The organism is Flavobacterium odoriferum, assembly GCF_025499515.1.
Classification (GTDB): Bacteria; Bacteroidota; Bacteroidia; order Flavobacteriales; family Flavobacteriaceae; genus Flavobacterium; species Flavobacterium odoriferum.
In genome coordinates this window covers 77,767-95,048 of record NZ_JAMKFA010000017.1, presented here as the reverse complement: position 1 = coordinate 95,048, position 17,282 = coordinate 77,767, and the positions used below count along the sequence as shown (strand labels likewise).

At 32.0% G+C, this 17,282-nt stretch carries 15 protein-coding genes; 6 read left to right on the top strand and 9 right to left on the bottom strand.

Going from position 1 to position 17,282, the window contains the following annotated elements:
• Nucleotides 1–8 precede the first annotated feature (8 nt).
• On the top strand, nt 9–2,060 hold the full coding sequence (locus M9Q43_RS12075) for a M16 family metallopeptidase (RefSeq protein ID WP_262319143.1): 2,052 nt from the start codon (nt 9–11) through the stop codon (nt 2,058–2,060).
• Nucleotides 2,061–2,107: 47 nt separating this feature from the next.
• On the opposite strand, the gene M9Q43_RS12070 is transcribed toward M9Q43_RS12075, so the two are convergent.
• Nucleotides 2,108–2,977: a DMT family transporter gene (locus M9Q43_RS12070; protein ID WP_262319142.1), complete on the bottom strand. Its 870-nt coding sequence runs from the start codon at nt 2,975–2,977 to the stop codon at nt 2,108–2,110.
• Nucleotides 2,978–3,085: 108 nt separating this feature from the next.
• On the opposite strand from M9Q43_RS12070, the gene M9Q43_RS12065 reads away from it, so the two are divergent.
• The gene (locus M9Q43_RS12065) at nt 3,086–3,460 is read left to right on the top strand and encodes a heavy-metal-associated domain-containing protein (RefSeq protein ID WP_262319141.1); all 375 of its coding nucleotides are present in this window, start codon (nt 3,086–3,088) and stop codon (nt 3,458–3,460) included.
• Between the two features lie 48 nt (nt 3,461–3,508).
• On the opposite strand, the gene gldD is transcribed toward M9Q43_RS12065, so the two are convergent.
• Genes gldD through mutY form a run of 3 tightly spaced genes read right to left on the bottom strand, consistent with a single transcriptional unit; the run spans nt 3,509 to nt 5,609 of the window.
• Nucleotides 3,509–4,066, bottom strand: a complete 558-nt coding sequence (gldD, locus tag M9Q43_RS12060) for a gliding motility lipoprotein GldD (RefSeq protein WP_262319140.1) — start codon at nt 4,064–4,066, stop codon at nt 3,509–3,511.
• Between the two features lie 54 nt (nt 4,067–4,120).
• On the bottom strand, nt 4,121–4,522 hold the full coding sequence (locus M9Q43_RS12055; RefSeq protein WP_262319139.1) for a single-stranded DNA-binding protein: 402 nt from the start codon (nt 4,520–4,522) through the stop codon (nt 4,121–4,123).
• A gap of 37 nt (nt 4,523–4,559) precedes the next feature.
• Nucleotides 4,560–5,609, bottom strand: coding sequence for an A/G-specific adenine glycosylase (gene mutY, locus M9Q43_RS12050; protein ID WP_262319138.1), 1,050 nt, complete (start codon nt 5,607–5,609; stop codon nt 4,560–4,562).
• A 131-nt stretch (nt 5,610–5,740) separates the two neighbouring features.
• Between mutY and M9Q43_RS12045 the strand changes: the two genes are divergently transcribed.
• Nucleotides 5,741–6,034, top strand: a complete 294-nt coding sequence (locus M9Q43_RS12045; protein ID WP_008254909.1) for an HU family DNA-binding protein — start codon at nt 5,741–5,743, stop codon at nt 6,032–6,034.
• 326 nt (nt 6,035–6,360) lie between these two features.
• A complete protein-coding gene (locus M9Q43_RS12040) occupies nt 6,361–7,911 on the top strand; it encodes a ribonuclease E/G (RefSeq protein ID WP_262319137.1) in 1,551 nt (516 codons plus the stop codon).
• Nucleotides 7,912–7,987: 76 nt separating this feature from the next.
• On the opposite strand, the gene M9Q43_RS12035 is transcribed toward M9Q43_RS12040, so the two are convergent.
• Both M9Q43_RS12035 and M9Q43_RS12030 read right to left on the bottom strand, forming a co-directional pair.
• Nucleotides 7,988–8,749 (bottom strand): SIMPL domain-containing protein, encoded by a 762-nt coding sequence (locus M9Q43_RS12035; RefSeq protein ID WP_262319136.1) that lies wholly within the window; start codon nt 8,747–8,749, stop codon nt 7,988–7,990.
• A 79-nt stretch (nt 8,750–8,828) separates the two neighbouring features.
• Complete coding sequence (locus M9Q43_RS12030; RefSeq protein ID WP_262319135.1) at nt 8,829–9,269, bottom strand: nucleoside deaminase; 441 nt, start codon at nt 9,267–9,269, stop codon at nt 8,829–8,831.
• Nucleotides 9,270–9,311: 42 nt separating this feature from the next.
• On the opposite strand from M9Q43_RS12030, the gene M9Q43_RS12025 reads away from it, so the two are divergent.
• The gene (locus tag M9Q43_RS12025; protein WP_408611266.1) at nt 9,312–11,087 is read left to right on the top strand and encodes a 1-deoxy-D-xylulose-5-phosphate synthase; all 1,776 of its coding nucleotides are present in this window, start codon (nt 9,312–9,314) and stop codon (nt 11,085–11,087) included.
• A complete protein-coding gene (locus M9Q43_RS12020; RefSeq protein ID WP_262319133.1) occupies nt 11,080–12,024 on the top strand; it encodes a DUF3078 domain-containing protein in 945 nt (314 codons plus the stop codon). The genes M9Q43_RS12025 and M9Q43_RS12020 overlap by 8 nt, the downstream gene beginning before the upstream one ends.
• Nucleotides 12,025–12,082: 58 nt before the next feature.
• On the opposite strand, the gene M9Q43_RS12015 is transcribed toward M9Q43_RS12020, so the two are convergent.
• The 3 genes from M9Q43_RS12015 to M9Q43_RS12005 all read right to left on the bottom strand — a co-directional run bounded on the left by M9Q43_RS12015 (nt 12,083) and on the right by M9Q43_RS12005 (nt 17,278).
• On the bottom strand, nt 12,083–15,313 hold the full coding sequence (locus M9Q43_RS12015; RefSeq protein ID WP_262319132.1) for a PA domain-containing protein: 3,231 nt from the start codon (nt 15,311–15,313) through the stop codon (nt 12,083–12,085).
• A 90-nt stretch (nt 15,314–15,403) separates the two neighbouring features.
• Nucleotides 15,404–16,747, bottom strand: a complete 1,344-nt coding sequence (dgt, locus tag M9Q43_RS12010) for a dGTP triphosphohydrolase (protein ID WP_262319155.1) — start codon at nt 16,745–16,747, stop codon at nt 15,404–15,406.
• Between the two features lie 18 nt (nt 16,748–16,765).
• Nucleotides 16,766–17,278: an RDD family protein gene (locus M9Q43_RS12005; RefSeq protein ID WP_262319131.1), complete on the bottom strand. Its 513-nt coding sequence runs from the start codon at nt 17,276–17,278 to the stop codon at nt 16,766–16,768.
• Nucleotides 17,279–17,282: the final 4 nt, after the last annotated feature.

Sequence of the window (17,282 nt, the reverse complement as noted above, 5' to 3'; positions counted from 1 at the left end):
GAAAACATATGAAAAAAATTATATACATCGCAGCCAGTTTATTTTTAACAATAACTATGCAAGCACAAGATAGACCACAACCTAAATCAGGTCCAGCTCCAACAATTAACATTAACAAGCCGCAAAGTTTTGTGCTTAAAAATGGGTTAAAAGTTTTAGTTGTAGAAAATCATAAATTACCAAGAGTTTCTTTTAACTTAACATTAGACAATCCTCCATATGCAGAAGGAACTAAAAAAGGAGTTTCTGATATATTAAGTTCAATGATTGGAAATGGAACGCAAAACATTTCTAAAAATGCTTTCAATGAAGAAATTGACTTTTTAGGAGCAAATATTAATTTTTGGGATTCAGGCGCTTCAGCAAATGGATTATCAAGATATTCTAAAAGAATCTTAGAACTAATGGCTGACGGAGCTTTAAATCCGTTATTTGTTCAAGAAGAATTCGACAAAGAAAAAGCAAAACTAATTGAAGGTTTAAAATCTAACGAAAAAAGTGTAACAGCAATTGCTGGAAGAGTTGAAAACGTTTTAACCTTCGGAAAAGAACATTACAAAGGTGAATTCACAAGTGAAGAAACATTAAACAACGTAACATTAAACGATGTCATTTTAAACTACAATACTTATTTTGCACCAGGAAATGCTTATTTAGTAATAGTAGGAGATGTTAATTTTAAAGAGGTTAAAAAAGAAGTTGAAAGACTTTTTGGAAAATGGAAAAAAGCAACTGCTCCGCAATTATCTTATTCAAATCCAAAAGACGTTCAATACAGCCAAATTAACTTTATTGATATGCCAAATGCAGTACAATCAGAAATTGCTTTGGTAAACTTGTCAAATTTAAAAATGACTGATAAAGAATATTTTGCAGCTTTATTAGCAAACCAAATTTTAGGTGGCGGTGGTGAAGGTAGATTATTTTTAAACTTACGTGAAAAACATGGTTGGACATACGGAGCATATTCTTCAATTGGTTCAGGAAAATACATTAACAAATTCCGCTCAGGTTCATCTGTTAGAAATGCAGTAACTGATAGTGCAGTTGTTGAAGTTTTCAATGAATTAAAAAGAATTAGAACCGAATTAGTTTCTGAAGAAGATTTAAAAAACGCAAAAGCTAAATACATCGGAAACTTTGTAATGCAAATTGAAAAACCTTCAACTATTGCAAGTTATGCTTTAAACAAAGAAACCCAAGGTTTGCCAGATGATTTCTACGAAAACTACATTAAAAATATTAATGCCGTTAGTGCAGAAGATATCAAAAATGCAGCAAATAAATTTTTCTTAGCAGATCAAACAAGAGTTGTAATCGTAGGAAAAGCCGCTGATGTTTTACCTGGATTAGAAGCAATGAGTAAAAGAGAAAAATTACCAATTTTCTACTTTGATAAATATGGTAATCCAACAGAAAAACCTGAAGTTAAAAAACCAGTTCCAGCTGGAGTAACTGTACAAACAGTTCTTAATGATTACATTAAAGCTATTGGTGGTGAAAAAGCAGTTAAAAATGTAAAAACATTAGCTGTTTTATCTTCTGGAACAGTTCAAGGAACACCGTTAGAATTAGTTGTAAAAACAGCTCCTAAAAAATTAGGTGTTGAAATGAAAGCCATGGGAATGGTGATGATGAAACAAGTAGTGAACGAAAAAGAAGCTTACATGGTACAACAAGGTCAAAGAAAAGACTTTACTGGAGATGACTTAAAAGACATGCAAGCTGATGCAACAACATTTAAAGAATTAGCTTTACTAACAGATAAAGATGTAACATTAACTGGAATTGAAAACATTAATGGTGCAGATGCTTATGCTATCAAAAACGGAAAATCAACATTATATTATGATGTAAAAACAGGATTTAAAGTTGCTGAAGCTAAAGATATTGAACAAGGTGGTCAAAAAATGACACAAACAACTTACTACCAAGATTATAAAGATGTAAAAGGATTAAAATTCCCATACAAAACTATTATGAATGTTGGTATAGAAATCGAATTAACAACGTCTGAAGTTAAAATTAACGAAGGTGTTACTGATGCAGATTTTAAATAATATCAGATACTGATTTTTAAAAAGCACTCAAGAAATTGGGTGCTTTTTTATTTTCTACTCGAAAAATAAACCCCCACTAAAACAACTAAAGCACCAATTACCTGAACAATCGACAAGGTTTCATTCATAAATAAATAACCTAACATAATAGCCACAACCGGAATTATGTAAGTAACAGAAGAAGCAAAAACTGGCGATGAAAGTTGAATTAATTTAAAGAATAAAATATTAGAAAATCCTGTGCCAACAATTCCTAAAACAACAATAAAGCCAAGCGAAGTTTGTACTTTTTCTAGATGTACAATATCAAAAAAACCAGAAAAATAAAGCACTAACAAAGCAGGAACAAACATCACTACAAAATTCCCAGTACTAATAGCTAACGGTTTTAAATCAGATAAATATTTTTTAATTAGATTTACGTTAATTCCATAAAAAATTGACGCAATAACAATCAAAATTGCATAATAATAATTTTCCGTTGTGTTTTCACCATCACCAAATAAAACCAACAATACACAACCAATAAAACCAATTATTACTCCAAAAATTTGTCTTCGTTGAACATCTAATCCAAAAAAGAATAAACCAACAAGCAACGTATTCAAAGGTGTTAGTGAGTTTAGTATAGCACTCACAGAACCATCTATTTTGGATAAAGCAATAGCAAACAAATAAGCTGGCACAAAAGTTCCAAACACAGAAGTCAATGCAATATATTTCCATTTATACAATGGAATTTTTGCAATTTGCTTAAAACCTACAATCATTAAAAATAAAGCAGCAAATAATATACGTAAACTTCCTAATTGTATTGAATTTACACCTTGCAAACCCAATTGCATCAATATAAAAGAACTTCCCCAAACACAGCCTAAAAAGCCTAATAAATACCACTTTGTCGAATTGTTTTCCATAGCATAATTTTCTTCTTCAAAATTCAGGCTTTATTTTTAAAATAGCACTATGATTTTTTGTAAATTTGCAACAACTTAAATACGAGTTATATTATAAATTTTATTTCCATGAAAAACATCAAAAACATAGCTTTTGCAATAACAATTACGCTTTTTGCTGTAAGTTGTAAAAAAGAAACAACTCCAGAACCTAAAGAAGTTACAACAGCCAAAACAGAAATTGCTGCAGAAAATTTAGAAACTGCAAGTTTTACAATTGAAGGAATGACTTGCGAAGTTGGCTGCGCAAAAACAATCGAAAGTAAATTAGCAGGAACTGATGGTGTTAGTGAAGCTAAAGTAGATTTTGAAACAAAAATCGCCACAGTGAAATTCGACAAAACAAAACAAAGCATCGAATCATTAACTAAAACAGTTGAAAAAGTAGGTGGTGGTGATTTGTATAAAGTTACAAAATCTGAAAAAAGTACTGATAAAGCTTAATTATCAAAACGAATTATAAAAAAATCCGCTGAAATTCAGCGGATTTTTTTATTTCCATTCTAATGTTTCCATAATTCGTCGCATATCATCTTGAAGATATTTTGCAGCTGGTAATATTGAATCAAAATTTGGTTTTGCATAAAAATATACGCTACCAGTTATAAAATTTTTAGTGCTATCCGTTGCATAAAATTGCGCATTTGTTGCTGCATTTCCACCAACCTGATAAAACATTCCATAAACCTTCTTTTTGTCATTAATAAAAGGTTGTTCTAAAATATCATCTGCTTTAATAACGTGTTCATAAGTGAGCTTTTGCGCATCTCTAAGCAAATCATTAATATTATTATCAACTGATTTATGCGTTAAATAAATGGTGGCTTTCATTTTTGGATAATTGATTTCAAACGAGCAATTTTTATCCTTAATTTGACCCGATTTATTTACATCAAACTGATAAGCACAATTTGTTTTTAAAGTTTCATACTTTGCGTTTGGATATTCTAAGCTTAAATGACCTTTTGGTTTTGGAACAGATTCATCTCCACAAGAAAACAATCCGAATACAATAATCAGTGCAAAATATTTTGTTATTTTTTCTTTCATAATAAGCTAACGAATAGTAATAGATTTTATTTCTTTAAACTAAATAAAAATCTATTAATAAGGAGAATCATCTGGAATACTTCCAGTTGGAAGCGACGATTTGCTTAAATCCGTTTCTTTTTTGGTAGTTAAAAACGTAAATTCAGTTACTTGAATTTCTGTTGTGTATTTTGTAGCACCATCTTCTGCTTGCCATTGACGCGATTTGATTCGTCCTTCAATGTAAATTTTATCTCCTTTAGAAAGATATTTTTCGCAGATTTCGGCTGCTTTATTACGAACTACAATGTTGTGCCACTCTGTAGAAGTAATTTTTTCACCTGTTGTTTTATTAATATACACTTCGTTAGTAGCTAATGGAAACCTTCCTATGCAGTTACCTCCTTCGAAATAATGCATTTTAATTTCATCTCCAAGATGTCCTATCAAAATGACTTTGTTTAATGTACCGTTCATGGCTTGTAATTTTATTGGGTTAATCAAAAGTAATAATTTATAACGAATTAAAATAATTTGAAGCCATAAAATTATGAATCACAATTGGAAAAGGCAATTTTTTTATTTCTGTAAGTGTTTTTGAATCAGGTAATTTTACATCAAAATTGAGTTGAAAAAAACGAATATATAAATTTTGATGCGATAACTTATGCTGAATTATTTGCGAATTCAACACAAAAAAATCAGTAGGTTTTTGATTGAAGAAATATATTTCAGTTAACTGATTCATAAAATCAAGCTCAGAAACTAATTCATCTGTTTCCATTAACGGAAACTCATATAAATTTTCCCAAATTCCTTTTCCTTCACGTTTTTGCACAATATAATTGGAATCCGAATCTTTCAAAATCAAATAATTCAAATAGCGATTCGTCACTTTTGTTTTCCTAGACTTTACAGGTAATTCTGAAACTTTTTTATACTGAAGAGCCGCACAACTCGAATTTAAAACACAAGAATTGCAATCTGGATTTTTAGGAACACATTGCAAAGCACCAAATTCCATGATTGACTGATTAAAAAGCGCTGGATTATTAATTGGTAAAACTTCTTGCGCTAATTTTTGAAATTCTTTTTTTGTTTTTCCATCCGAAATATCATTATCAATATTAAAATAGCGACTCAATACTCTAAAAACATTTCCATCAACAACTGCAACAGGTTCGTTATAAGAAAATGAAGCAATTGCAGCTGCCGTGTACTCGCCTACTCCCTTTAATCTAATGAGGTCTTTGTAGTTGTTGGGAAATTCCCCATTTAATTCGTTAGCAATATATTTTGCAGTAGCGTGTAAATTTCTGGCTCTAGAATAATAACCTAATCCTTGCCATAATTTTAAAACTTGTTCTTCATTGGCATTTGCCAAGTCAAAAACTGTTGGAAATGCTTCTGTAAAAGCTAAAAAATAAGGTAATCCTTGCGCAACTCGCGTTTGTTGCAACATGATTTCTGAGAGCCAAATTAAGTACGGATTTGTAGTGTTTCGCCAAGGTAAATCGCGCTTATTTTGTAAATACCAATGAATTAAAGAGTTAGAAAATTCCATGTTTTTTTATTGGACAACAAAAATAAATCTTTAGTAATTAAAATTTAATCAATTATGATTGATTTATTGTTTTTTTAATTCTTATATTTGCAAACTCAAAAAAATACACAATATATTAAATACGAAAGAAAATGACGAAAGCAGATATCGTAGCGAAAATTTCAGAAAAATTAGGTCTTGAAAAAGGAGATGTTCAAGCAACTGTTGAGACTTTTATGGAAGAAGTAAAAAACTCATTAGAAACTGGTGACAATGTTTATTTAAGAGGTTTTGGTAGTTTTATCATCAAAACAAGAGCTGAAAAAACAGGAAGAAACATTTCTAAAAACACTACAATTAAAATCCCTGCACACAACATTCCAGCATTTAAACCTGCTAAAGTGTTTGTAGAAAGCGTTAAAGAAAAAACAGAAGTTACAGTATAAAAATAAATTATTAATCTAAACACCAACATGTTATGCCAAGTGGTAAAAAAAGAAAAAGACATAAGGTAGCAACTCACAAACGTAAGAAAAGAGCGAGAGCAAACCGTCATAAAAAGAAAAAGTAGTTTAAAACTACTTTTTCTTTTTTAGAAAAAAGTTCATTGAAATTAATCAATTCAACATTGATTATCGGGAAAAATCCTGTAAAATTATTATTTAATCCATCTGTACGGGTAAAATTCAGAATTTAGAATTCAGAATTTAGAATTTTTCTAACTTCTAATTTCTAACTTCTAACTTTATTAGTACGGATAAAAATGTACCGCATGAACAAAGAATTAATTATTCGATCAGGTTCAGACGCTGTAGATTTTGCCTTATTAAAAGATGGTAAACTAATTGAATTACACAAAGAAGAAGAAAAACAAAGCGATTTTGCGGTTGGTGATATTTTTATTGCCAAAATACGTAAACCCGTTGCCGGCTTAAATGCCGCTTTTGTAAACTTAGGTTATGAAAAAGATGCTTTTTTGCATTATCATGATTTAGGTCCAAATCTTCCTTCTTTGATGAAATTTATTAAACTTGTAAGCGCAGGTAAATTAAAAGATTATTCACTCAAAAATTTTCCTTTTGAAGCTGAAATCAACAAAGACGGATCAATTATGGATATTTTAAGTCCAAATCAGTCGATTTTAGTTCAAGTGGTTAAAGAACCTATTTCTACAAAAGGTCCCAGAATTAGTTCTGAGATTTCTTTAGCAGGAAGATACGTGGTTTTAGTTCCTTTTTCAGACCGAGTTTCTGTTTCTCAAAAAATAGATTCTAAAGAAGAAAAAGACAGACTAAAAAGGCTGGTTCAATCCATTAAACCAAAAGGATTCGGCGTTATTGTGCGAACAGTAGCCGAAGGCAAAAAAGTAGCCGAACTTGATAAAGATCTACAAACCCTTTTAGAAAGATGGTCATCGATGAGCAGACGATTACAAACTGCACATCATCCATCAAAAGTTCTAGGAGAGTTAAACAAAGCTTCCTCTATTTTAAGAGATGTATTTAACGATACATTTTCTTGTATTCATGTAGACGACGAAGATTTGTATTTAGAAACGAAGGAGTATTTGCAAGAAATAGCTCCGGATAAAGTGTCTATCGTAAAACACTATCAGTCAAAAGACTTACCTCTTTTTGAGAAATATCATATTGAACGACAAATAAAAACGTCTTTTGGAAAAACAGTTTCCATGAGCAAAGGTGCTTATTTAATTATTGAACACACAGAAGCGTTACACGTTATTGATGTAAACAGCGGAAACCGTTCAAGCAAAGCACTAAGTCAAGAAGATACTGCTCTTGAAGTTAACATGATTGCCGCAGCAGAAATTGCTCGACAATTAAGACTTAGAGACATGGGCGGAATTATTGTGGTGGATTTCATTGACATGCAAAATCCAGAAAACCGCAAAGTTTTATATGATTTCTTAAGAGAAGAAATGAGTGACGATAAGGCCAAGCACAAAATCTTGCCTCCTAGCAAATTTGGATTAATTCAAATTACTAGACAAAGAGTCAGACCAGAAGTAAACATTAAAACAAGAGAAGAAGACCCCAATAATGAACATGGGGAAATTGAAGCTCCAATTTTAATCGTTGATAAAATTGCAACTGACCTTGAACGCATTATAAAAGACCATAAAAAAGTTGTACTTAACGTGCATCCGTTTGTGGCAGCATACCTTACCAAAGGTTTTCCATCATTACGTTCAAAATGGTTTTTTGAACATAAAAAATGGGTGAAAATTATACCTCGTGACGCTTACACGTATCTAGAGTTTCATTTCTTCGACAAAGAAGGTAATGAAATTATAGTGAAATAATATGGGATGTATCCTATAAAATAAAAAACCGCCTTTCGAAAGATTGGCGGTTTTTTTGTATCTTGAAATTAAAGTTTTAATCTAATATATATTCCAATCGCACAGTAATTCTTGCTGTTTTATTTTTGCTGTAGGTGTCGTTATTTCCTCCGTAGCTATCTTCTTCGGTAGAACCTTGACCTGTAATTTGGAAAACACCCATACTTGCCGATTTTAATTTTCCTAAACTTCCATCAGCCGTTTTTACAATTTTTTGTGCACGTTCACTAGCATCTTTTGACGCGTTTTGAATCAAGCTATGCTTTAAACTTGGTAAATCAGAATAAGTATATTGAATAGAATTAGAAGACAATTCAATTCCCGAATTAATTAATTCAGATGTTTTACTAGATACTTCTTCAATTCGTTTCATTAATTCAGGGTTTTTCTTAGCTGAAAAAGTAATGGTTTGTGTAGCTTCATAACCATCAAAAACTTGTTCATATTTGGTTTGATAAGCAACTTCTGTATTTTCAGTTCTAACTTCTCTAAAACGTTTGTTGAATTGCACCGCTCCAAACGTAAATTCTTCTTTCTTGAAACCTTTGCTCAAAAAGAAATCGGATACAATTTTTTGATCAGAAATCATCTTGTTGTACGCTTCTTTAATGTCAAAACTTTTGGTTGTAAAACTTCCGGACCATAAAATTTCATCTGAAACGAAATCTTTTGTTCCTAATCCAATTACGGAAATAGTGTCTAAATTTTCATTACGATTTTTAAATGCCGAACCTAAAATAAATGCTGTAATAATTATTGAAATTCCAATAATTAATGTTGATTTTAATCTGCTTTCCATACTTTTTAAAGATTAGTTTGTTTTCTAATGCAACATCAAAAGGCATACCAAGTTACAAAATTTTAAGTCACTTTGAAAACTATCTTCTGCTTTTAAAAAAAGCAATCATTAAATCAGCACATTCTTTTTCTAAAACTCCTGAAACTACTTGGGTTTTCGGATGTAATTGTGTTCCCATTTTTTGAAATCCACGATTTTCATCGGAAGCACCAAAAACAATTTTAGAAATTTGTGACCAATACAAAGCGCCTGCACACATTTGGCAAGGTTCTAACGTAACATATAAAGTGCAATCTTTTAAATATTTTCCACCTATGAAATTCGCTGCACTGGTTATGGCTTGCATTTCGGCATGAGCGGTAACATCGTTTAATAGTTCGGTTAAGTTATGGGTGCGAGCAATTACTTTATTATCGATAACAATAACAGCTCCTACGGGAATTTCGCCTTTTTCAAAAGCCACTTCGGCTTCTTGTAAAGCTTTCTTCATAAAAAAGGTATCGGTAAAAATATTCTCCATAAGTACAAAAATACGATAACCAATTCTTACTTTTGTGCTGTGATGAAAAATTTGCTTTCAAAAATTAACAATCCTACCGATTTAAGGAAACTTCCTGAAAATCAACTACCTCAATTAGCCAAAGAATTGAGAGATTTTATCATTGATATTGTTTCGAAGAAAGAAGGGCATTTGGGAGCCAGTTTAGGCGTTGTAGAATTAACAATTGCACTGCATTATGTTTTAAATACTCCAGAAGATTTATTGGTTTGGGATGTGGGTCATCAAGCATACGGACACAAAATTTTAACTGAAAGACGAGATATTTTCCATACCAATAGAGAATTAAACGGAATTTCAGGTTTTCCGAAGCGAAGTGAAAGTGTTTATGATACATTTGGCGTTGGACATTCTTCGACTTCGATATCGGCTGCTTTAGGAATGGCGTTGGCTTCACAATTAAAAGGTGAAGTTGACAAACAACACATTGCTGTGATTGGCGATGCTTCGATTGCAAGCGGAATGGCTTTTGAAGGATTAAATCATGCAGGAGTTACCAATGCAAATTTATTAGTAATTTTAAACGATAATGCTATTGGAATTGACCCGAGTATTGGTGCTTTGAAAAATTATTTGACAGCGGTTAAAGAAGGAAAAAATCCAAAACAAAATAACATTATCAAATCCTTAAATTTTGATTATTCGGGTCCGATTGATGGTCACGATTTACCAAAATTGATTTCGGAATTAGAACGATTAAAATCAGTAACAGGCCCGAAATTCTTGCATGTTATAACCACCAAAGGCAAAGGATTACAATTGGCAGAAGAAGATCAAGTAAAATATCACGCGCCAGGAAAATTTGATGCCGAAACAGGAAAAATTCATCCGAAAGATGAATCGCATTTACCACCCAAATTTCAGGATGTTTTTGGACATACATTAGTGGAATTAGCAAAACAAAACGAAAAAATAATTGGAATAACTCCGGCAATGCCATCAGGAAGTTCCATGAAATATATGATGGAAGCTTTTCCAAGACGCGCTATTGATGTTGGAATTGCTGAACAACATGCAGTTACGTTGGCTGCAGGAATGGCAACACAAGGTATGGTGGTTTTTTGTAATATTTATTCCACTTTTTTACAACGTGCTTACGATCAAGTAATTCATGATGTAGCTTTGCAAAATTTACCTGTTATTTTTTGTTTAGACAGAGGTGGATTAGTGGGTGAAGATGGCGCAACACATCATGGTGTTTTTGATATTGCATATTTAAATTGCATTCCGAATATGATTATTGCTGCTCCAAAAGACGAAATAGAATTGCGAAATATCATGTTTACTGCTTCAGAAGGTTTAAATCATCCGATTGCAATTCGTTATCCAAGAGGAAGAGGCGAAAACGTAAATTGGGAACAACTTTTTGAGAAAATTGAAATTGGAAAGATAAAAGAACTTCAAAAAGGAAGTAAAGTTGCCATTTTATCTACGGGAACAATTGGTAATAACGTTACGAAAGCTTTAAAAGAAGTTGAAAATTCAAAATTGTTTTCTCATTATCATTTCCCATTTATAAAACCATTAGATATTGCTTTCATTCAAAATATTATAAACTCTCATAACCAAATAATTACTATTGAAGATGGAGTGATTCTAGGTGGTTTTGGTGAACAAATTAATTCTATTATTGCCTCTAAAAATTTAAAGAAACCTATTGTTAATTTAGGAATTCCAGATACATTTATTGAACAAGGTACGGTTTTTGAGCAACAACAAATTTGCAAAATCGACGTTCAAAATTTAATTCACTTATTTAAAACTTTTATCCATGATTAAAAAAGCCTTCCTACTAGGGTTTTTACTTTTTGTTATTCAAGATAACTTTGCCCAAATTATTAGAACCGAATTACCCGACTCTATTTCATATTGGAAGAAAACAAATAAAGTTGGATTAGATATCTCGCAAATTACCTTTGTAAATTGGAGCGCGGGCGGAAATAATTCGATTTCAGGACTAATAAACGGGCAATTCATAAGAAACTATAAGAGAACAAACATTCTCTGGGACAATGAATTAATTGTTCGTTACGGAATAAATAAGCAAGAAGGTCAAGATGTTAGAAAAACAGATGATCAAATACAGCTAAATTCTACATTTGGCTATAAAAGAGATACTATTTCCAATTGGTATTATGCTGGAAAATTCAATTTTAACACACAATTTGCAAATGGTTATGCTTATCCAAATACAGATTTAGCAATTTCAAAACCTTTTGCTCCAGCCTATATCTTTTTAGGAATTGGAGCTGAATATTCTAGAAAAGACTTGAATTTAAATGTTTATATTTCTCCTCTAACTAACAAAACTACACTTGTTTTTGATCAACGATTAGCTAATCAAGGAGCTTTTGGAGTTGATAAGGCAGTTTATGACATTAACGGTGATTTAATAAGAGAAGGAAAAAACACTAGGACAGAAGTTGGTGTTTTAATCACTAATCAATGGAAAAAAGAAGTGTATCAAAATATTATTTTGGAACACAGAATTAGTCTATATACAGATTACATTAATAATTTTGGCAACATTGATGTCGATTGGCAGTTGCAATTAGCTATGGTTGTAAATAAATATGTAAAAGCAAATATTGGCACTCATATACTTTATGATGATGATATTAAATCTAAAGAAGAAGAAAATGGTGTACAAGTAACTAAAGGCCCTAAAGTGCAGCTAAAACAACTTCTTGGAGTTGGAATCGTTTATGCGTTTTAGATAAATAAAAAAAGGCTCTGAAAATTCAGAGCCTTTTTTTATTCTTATTGAAGTTTTACTAATTTAAAACTATTTTCTCAGAATGCGATAAACCATCTTCACCTTCCAATTTTAATACATAAACTCCAGCTTGTAAACCTTGTAAACTTATGGCTTTGTCAGTTGAATAATTTCCAGTATTAGAGAATACTTTTCTTCCGTTAATATCATAAATCTCTACATTCAAATTACCAGAATAGTTTTCAATTGAAACATTTACAACTCCATTAGATGGGTTTGGATATATTTTAATTCCTTTATTTTTAGTAACATCATCAGAAGAAAGTGATGTAGCCGTAAATACCCCAGAAAAAATTCCTCTTCCATAGGTTGCGGCAAATACAGTATTATCATTTCTTAAAACTAAATCAACAACTTTTACATTACTCATTCCATTATATGAATGATTCCAGGTAGGTGAAGCTGCACTAAAATTATTCGTATACCATACGCCTAATTCAGTTCCAATAATTACTTCTTCAGTATTTAATGGATTTCTTTGTATTGTTTTAACTGGTAAATCAGGGAGATTTCCTTCTTTATTAAGCCATGTTGTTCCTCCGTTTGAGGTATACCAAACACTAACAACATTGTAATTATGCATTGTAACAAATATTTCATTATTGTTAGCACCAAACTCAACATCTGAAATACTTCCAACAAAACCAGGACCTGTTATATCTGTCCATGTTCCAGCGGTATTGTTAGCACCTGTTACACGTAATAATTTACCTAACCTTGTCCCAACTAATAATGTAGAAGAGGTTGTTGTATATGGTGAAACTTTTAAAGCTGTTGCTGGCGCAGTTAGTAGTGTATTTGTCAAATTTGTTCTTCCTACACCACCTGCTTTAAGATTTGTATATCTTCTTACTCTATATGTAGTACCATTTGAATAGTCTGAAAAAAGAACATCTAAATTAGAATCCAATGTCATTGGCGCAATAAATGCTCCATTATTACCATCAATGTCATTATCTAATGTTCTAACTGTAAAAGGAGAAACCATTAATCTATAATTAATGCTTTCATTGTATACATAATTTGAAATGTAATACTTATCAGCACCTTGATCAAATAATGTATATGCACCATCACCTCCTTGCGATTGGACACTTGCATTAATTCCTGCAGAAGCATTTTCAAAATATTGTGTACCGTTGTCTTGTGCTCCAGCCGCGAAATAATCATTACCTGGCAAACCACTTACTGCTGAAGTTGGAGCTACACCAACACTATAAAATTGAGTAATATTTAATCCGTTAACTCTTGTAGAAATTGCTGTAGTAGATGAAGCTGCCGTTGACAAACTAGACGCATAACTTACTCCTCCATCATGTGCAAATATTGCTTGGTTTGAATTTCCTGGTCTAAAAACCATTGCATGTTGGTCTGCATGAACAACAGATACTCCAGTTCCATAACCAGCCGTCCATTTAGAAATTGTTGCCCACGAACCACCACTATTAGTAGATCTATGTAAATCAATTCCTCCAATATAAACAATTGCATCATTAGCTGGATCTACAGAAATCATTAAATCGTAAAAAGCTTGCCCTCTACAAAAATCTGTATCTGTTGTTCCATGTATTGCAAATGGTTCACTTAATTTAGTTGCAGCAGTTGAAAAAGCATTATTAGTCAAATAAATGTCTGCCTCTCCATTTGTTGAATCTTCAACTAAAACATATATTTTATTTGTATTAGTAGTAGAAAGAGCTAATTGTGTTCTTCTTCCATTTGTAATTTGATAGCTTTGAGTAAAAGTTGAACCATCAACAGATGAAAATATTTTTCCTCCGCCATCTCCATAAACTTGACTTACAGTTGTAGATAACCATATTTTCCCATCTGAACCAATTTCAATATCGTTAGGACAGTGTTTATTTCCATTACTAGTTAATGGCAGGTTAACTTCTATCCAGTTTAATCCCCCATCTATTGATTTGTATAATCCAAAGGCAGGACCACCCATATATGTCGCTTGGTTTGCAGCACTATAAAAAGTGTCACCCGCAGCTACATAAATTTCTGAAACACCACCATTATTTCTAACTTTAATATCATTAATGTGCTGTTGACCTGGAACTAAATTACCAGTAAATGCTCCAGCTACAACAGGATTTAAAGTTGCGCTCACTGGTCCTGATCCAAGTTGAGCTTCTAGTAAATCACCATCTGCTTTAGAAATCATAATTGAAGGGATAGTAATTGTAGTATCATCACCACCCATAGCCACAGGTGTTCCATCAATATTATTCATCATAATTACGGCTATCGCACCAGCATCTTGTGCCGATTTCACTTTAATAACAAAATTACAAGTTCCTCTTCTAATTAGTGCAATTTTCCCATTTAAGGCTGCCGCATTAGTTATATTTTCACATCCATCAGAAGTTGGTGCAACATCATCAATTACTAAAACTACATTTTCTGTTATTGGAGTAGAAACTGCTGTCCCGAATGCTGTAGTTGGATAACAAGAATAATTTCCTGCAATCCCTGCAGGTGAATTAATAGTCAAAGATGCTGCAGACTGAAATGTTGTTGCTCCACTTATACCTCCAAAAACTTTAGACCATGTTAATCCTCCATCAGCAGATTTCCATACTCCGCTTCCATTAACATCACCAGCTACATATGATTCTCCTGTTCCAACATAAAAAACATTAGTATTATTTGGATCATAGGTAATAGTAGAAATAGATAAGTTATCAGGAATATTTACTCTTGTCCATAATGTATTTGCTGTTATGTCAGAATTTTTCCATAACCCTCCACTTACTCCACCAGCAAACACCGTTTTATAAGTAGGGTCATTAGGGTCAAACATGATTGCTCTTACCCTTCCACCTACATTATTAGGCCCTCTTTCTATCCAATTATTATCACTCCCATCCCCTGGTGTTCTTCCTGAAAGTAAAGCAGCCTCTCTTTGTTGCTTTAGATTTTTTTTGATGCCTTCCAAGTTTTCAGGATTTGGCCTACCAATCTCTGGATTCATAGTCAATTCCCACTCAGATTCGTAATATTTATTAGGCGGTATTCCTAATGCCTTTCTTTCTTTTTTTGTTAGCTTAGTAACTTCTTTGAAAGGACTACTTGCTAAATTTTTAGCATGTTTTTTTCTTAAAGCTTTAGTAGCTTTGTCTGGTTTTACTTTTGAAACTGATTTGTTTGGTTTTTCATTTTGTTGAGAAAAACCAAACAGAAAAAAGAATAAAAAAGAAAAAAGTAATATTTTTTTCATGGTTCAATATGGGTTAATTTTTACTATAATTCTAACAAAATTAGCGTTTTATACTAATTTTCAAAACTTTTTATTACTTATTTTGCGTTTTTAACTTTTGTTTGCCTGAATCGTTTTATATAATTCAACAGCTTTCCCATCAGTTAATAGTGACACGAAATGACATATATGTAATAATCTGTCGTATAAATTTTCTTTTTGAAACTGAAAACGCTCTGGCAATAATTTCAATAAAAGTTCATCATAATTTGAAGCACTTCCGTTTTCTTTTTTATTGGTCGCTGTGCAAAAACTATCTAATAGGTTATTAATTACTTTGTAACCCATCACTTCTTTATGAATTACTTCCTTACTTTGATATACGTTTTTAATACTGATTTGGATGATGTCGTTCATTTGGGCTTTGTATTGACTTTTATCCATCAAAGCAAATGGAAAATCTCCAGCCAAAATAGCTTTTTCATTTTCCATAAAAACAGCTACTGCATCATTGATTAAACTTCCAATAGCTAATGCGCGCAAATAACTGATTCTATCTTCTTTAGTAAGTAATTCGTTGTATTTTTTGGTATCGATACCGTTTTTAACTAGTTTGATTAGATATTCTAATGCATATTCTTCCGAAATCCAACCTAAGTTGATTCCATCTTCAAAATCAATAATAGTATAACAAATATCATCAGCAGCTTCAACCAAATACGCTAACGGATGACGTTCAAAACCAATATCACTTCCTGATTTATTTGAAATCAAACCTAAATCGTTTGCCACCTCAGCAAAAAACGCTTTGTCTTGCTGAAAGAAACCATATTTTTTATCGCAAATTTTTTGTGTTGGTTTTTTAGGCAAACTTTCTTTCGGATACTTCATAAAAGCACCCAAAGTCGCATACGAAATACGCAAACCGCCTTCAATTCCTTCACGAGATGCCGCTAATACTGAAAATCCGTTGGCATTTCCTTCAAAATCGATTAAATCTTGCCATTGTTTTTCGGTTAATTGGTCTTTGTATTGAAATCCGTTTCCGGTTTTGAAATATTCGCCAATTGCTTTTTCTCCAGAATGTCCGAATGGTGGATTTCCAATATCGTGTGATAACGCAGCCGCAGCCACAATCGCACCAAAATCATTCGCTTGATAACCGTGAACTTCTTGCAAATGTGGATATTTTGCAATGATTTGCTTTCCAACTAAACGTCCCAAAGAACGACCCACCACGGAAACCTCCAAACTATGCGTTAGTCGGTTGTGAACGAAATCAGTTTTGGAAAGTGGAATGACTTGCGTTTTGTCTTGCAAACTTCTAAAAGCCGAAGAAAAAATAATTCGATCATAATCTACTTCAAAGCCTAATCGTGTGTCGTCTTGCTCTTTTCGTAAACGTTTACTGGTGTCGCCTTGTCTTTTTAAAGACAATAATTGTTCCCATTGCATCATATTGTGATTAACTTTTTATTCTTGTGATATTCCAATTTCATCCAATTCATAAAATTGCTTTTTCTTAGCATCAAATAATTCTTTACTAACCACATAAGTATTTGATATAGAATCATGCCAGCCTCTTGCGTTTCCACCAAAAAATGAAAAATGATTAAATGGAATTAACCTACATAAAGTTCTTTTCAAAATTGTTGCACTTTCTGGTTTTTCACCATTAATATCTACAACAACTGTTTTTGTAATTAATTTGCCAATTGTTCTTGAAAAATAAGACTCCGCTATTACATAATAAAAGACCATAACGATAATTCCGAATATATATTCCTCAAATCTGCCAATATTTTCTATCCAAATAACAAAAGAATCTGAATCAAAAAGCTCAGAAATTATTATTACGATTATAGAAATTAAAAAAATTAAAACATATTGAAAAATGAAATCAATAAAATAATTACCAAATCGTTGACCTTGTGATGCCAATAAATCACTCGTAACAACAAACTTTCTTTTATTACTTAACTCCATAAAA

Excerpts from the sequence above, each read along its gene's own strand:
- M9Q43_RS12075 (WP_262319143.1), top strand. The coding sequence starts at position 9 with ATGAAAAAAATTATATACATCGCAGCCAGTTTATTTTTAACAATAACT.
- M9Q43_RS12070 (WP_262319142.1), bottom strand. The coding sequence starts at position 2,977 with ATGGAAAACAATTCGACAAAGTGGTATTTATTAGGCTTTTTAGGCTGT.
- M9Q43_RS12065 (WP_262319141.1), top strand. The coding sequence starts at position 3,086 with ATGAAAAACATCAAAAACATAGCTTTTGCAATAACAATTACGCTTTTT.
- gldD (WP_262319140.1), bottom strand. The coding sequence starts at position 4,066 with ATGAAAGAAAAAATAACAAAATATTTTGCACTGATTATTGTATTCGGA.
- M9Q43_RS12055 (WP_262319139.1), bottom strand. The coding sequence starts at position 4,522 with ATGAACGGTACATTAAACAAAGTCATTTTGATAGGACATCTTGGAGAT.
- mutY (WP_262319138.1), bottom strand. The coding sequence starts at position 5,609 with ATGGAATTTTCTAACTCTTTAATTCATTGGTATTTACAAAATAAGCGC.
- M9Q43_RS12045 (WP_008254909.1), top strand. The coding sequence starts at position 5,741 with ATGACGAAAGCAGATATCGTAGCGAAAATTTCAGAAAAATTAGGTCTT.
- M9Q43_RS12040 (WP_262319137.1), top strand. The coding sequence starts at position 6,361 with ATGAACAAAGAATTAATTATTCGATCAGGTTCAGACGCTGTAGATTTT.
- M9Q43_RS12035 (WP_262319136.1), bottom strand. The coding sequence starts at position 8,749 with ATGGAAAGCAGATTAAAATCAACATTAATTATTGGAATTTCAATAATT.
- M9Q43_RS12030 (WP_262319135.1), bottom strand. The coding sequence starts at position 9,269 with ATGGAGAATATTTTTACCGATACCTTTTTTATGAAGAAAGCTTTACAA.
- M9Q43_RS12025 (WP_408611266.1), top strand. The coding sequence starts at position 9,312 with ATGAAAAATTTGCTTTCAAAAATTAACAATCCTACCGATTTAAGGAAA.
- M9Q43_RS12020 (WP_262319133.1), top strand. The coding sequence starts at position 11,080 with ATGATTAAAAAAGCCTTCCTACTAGGGTTTTTACTTTTTGTTATTCAA.
- M9Q43_RS12015 (WP_262319132.1), bottom strand. The coding sequence starts at position 15,313 with ATGAAAAAAATATTACTTTTTTCTTTTTTATTCTTTTTTCTGTTTGGT.
- dgt (WP_262319155.1), bottom strand. The coding sequence starts at position 16,747 with ATGCAATGGGAACAATTATTGTCTTTAAAAAGACAAGGCGACACCAGT.
- M9Q43_RS12005 (WP_262319131.1), bottom strand. The coding sequence starts at position 17,278 with ATGGAGTTAAGTAATAAAAGAAAGTTTGTTGTTACGAGTGATTTATTG.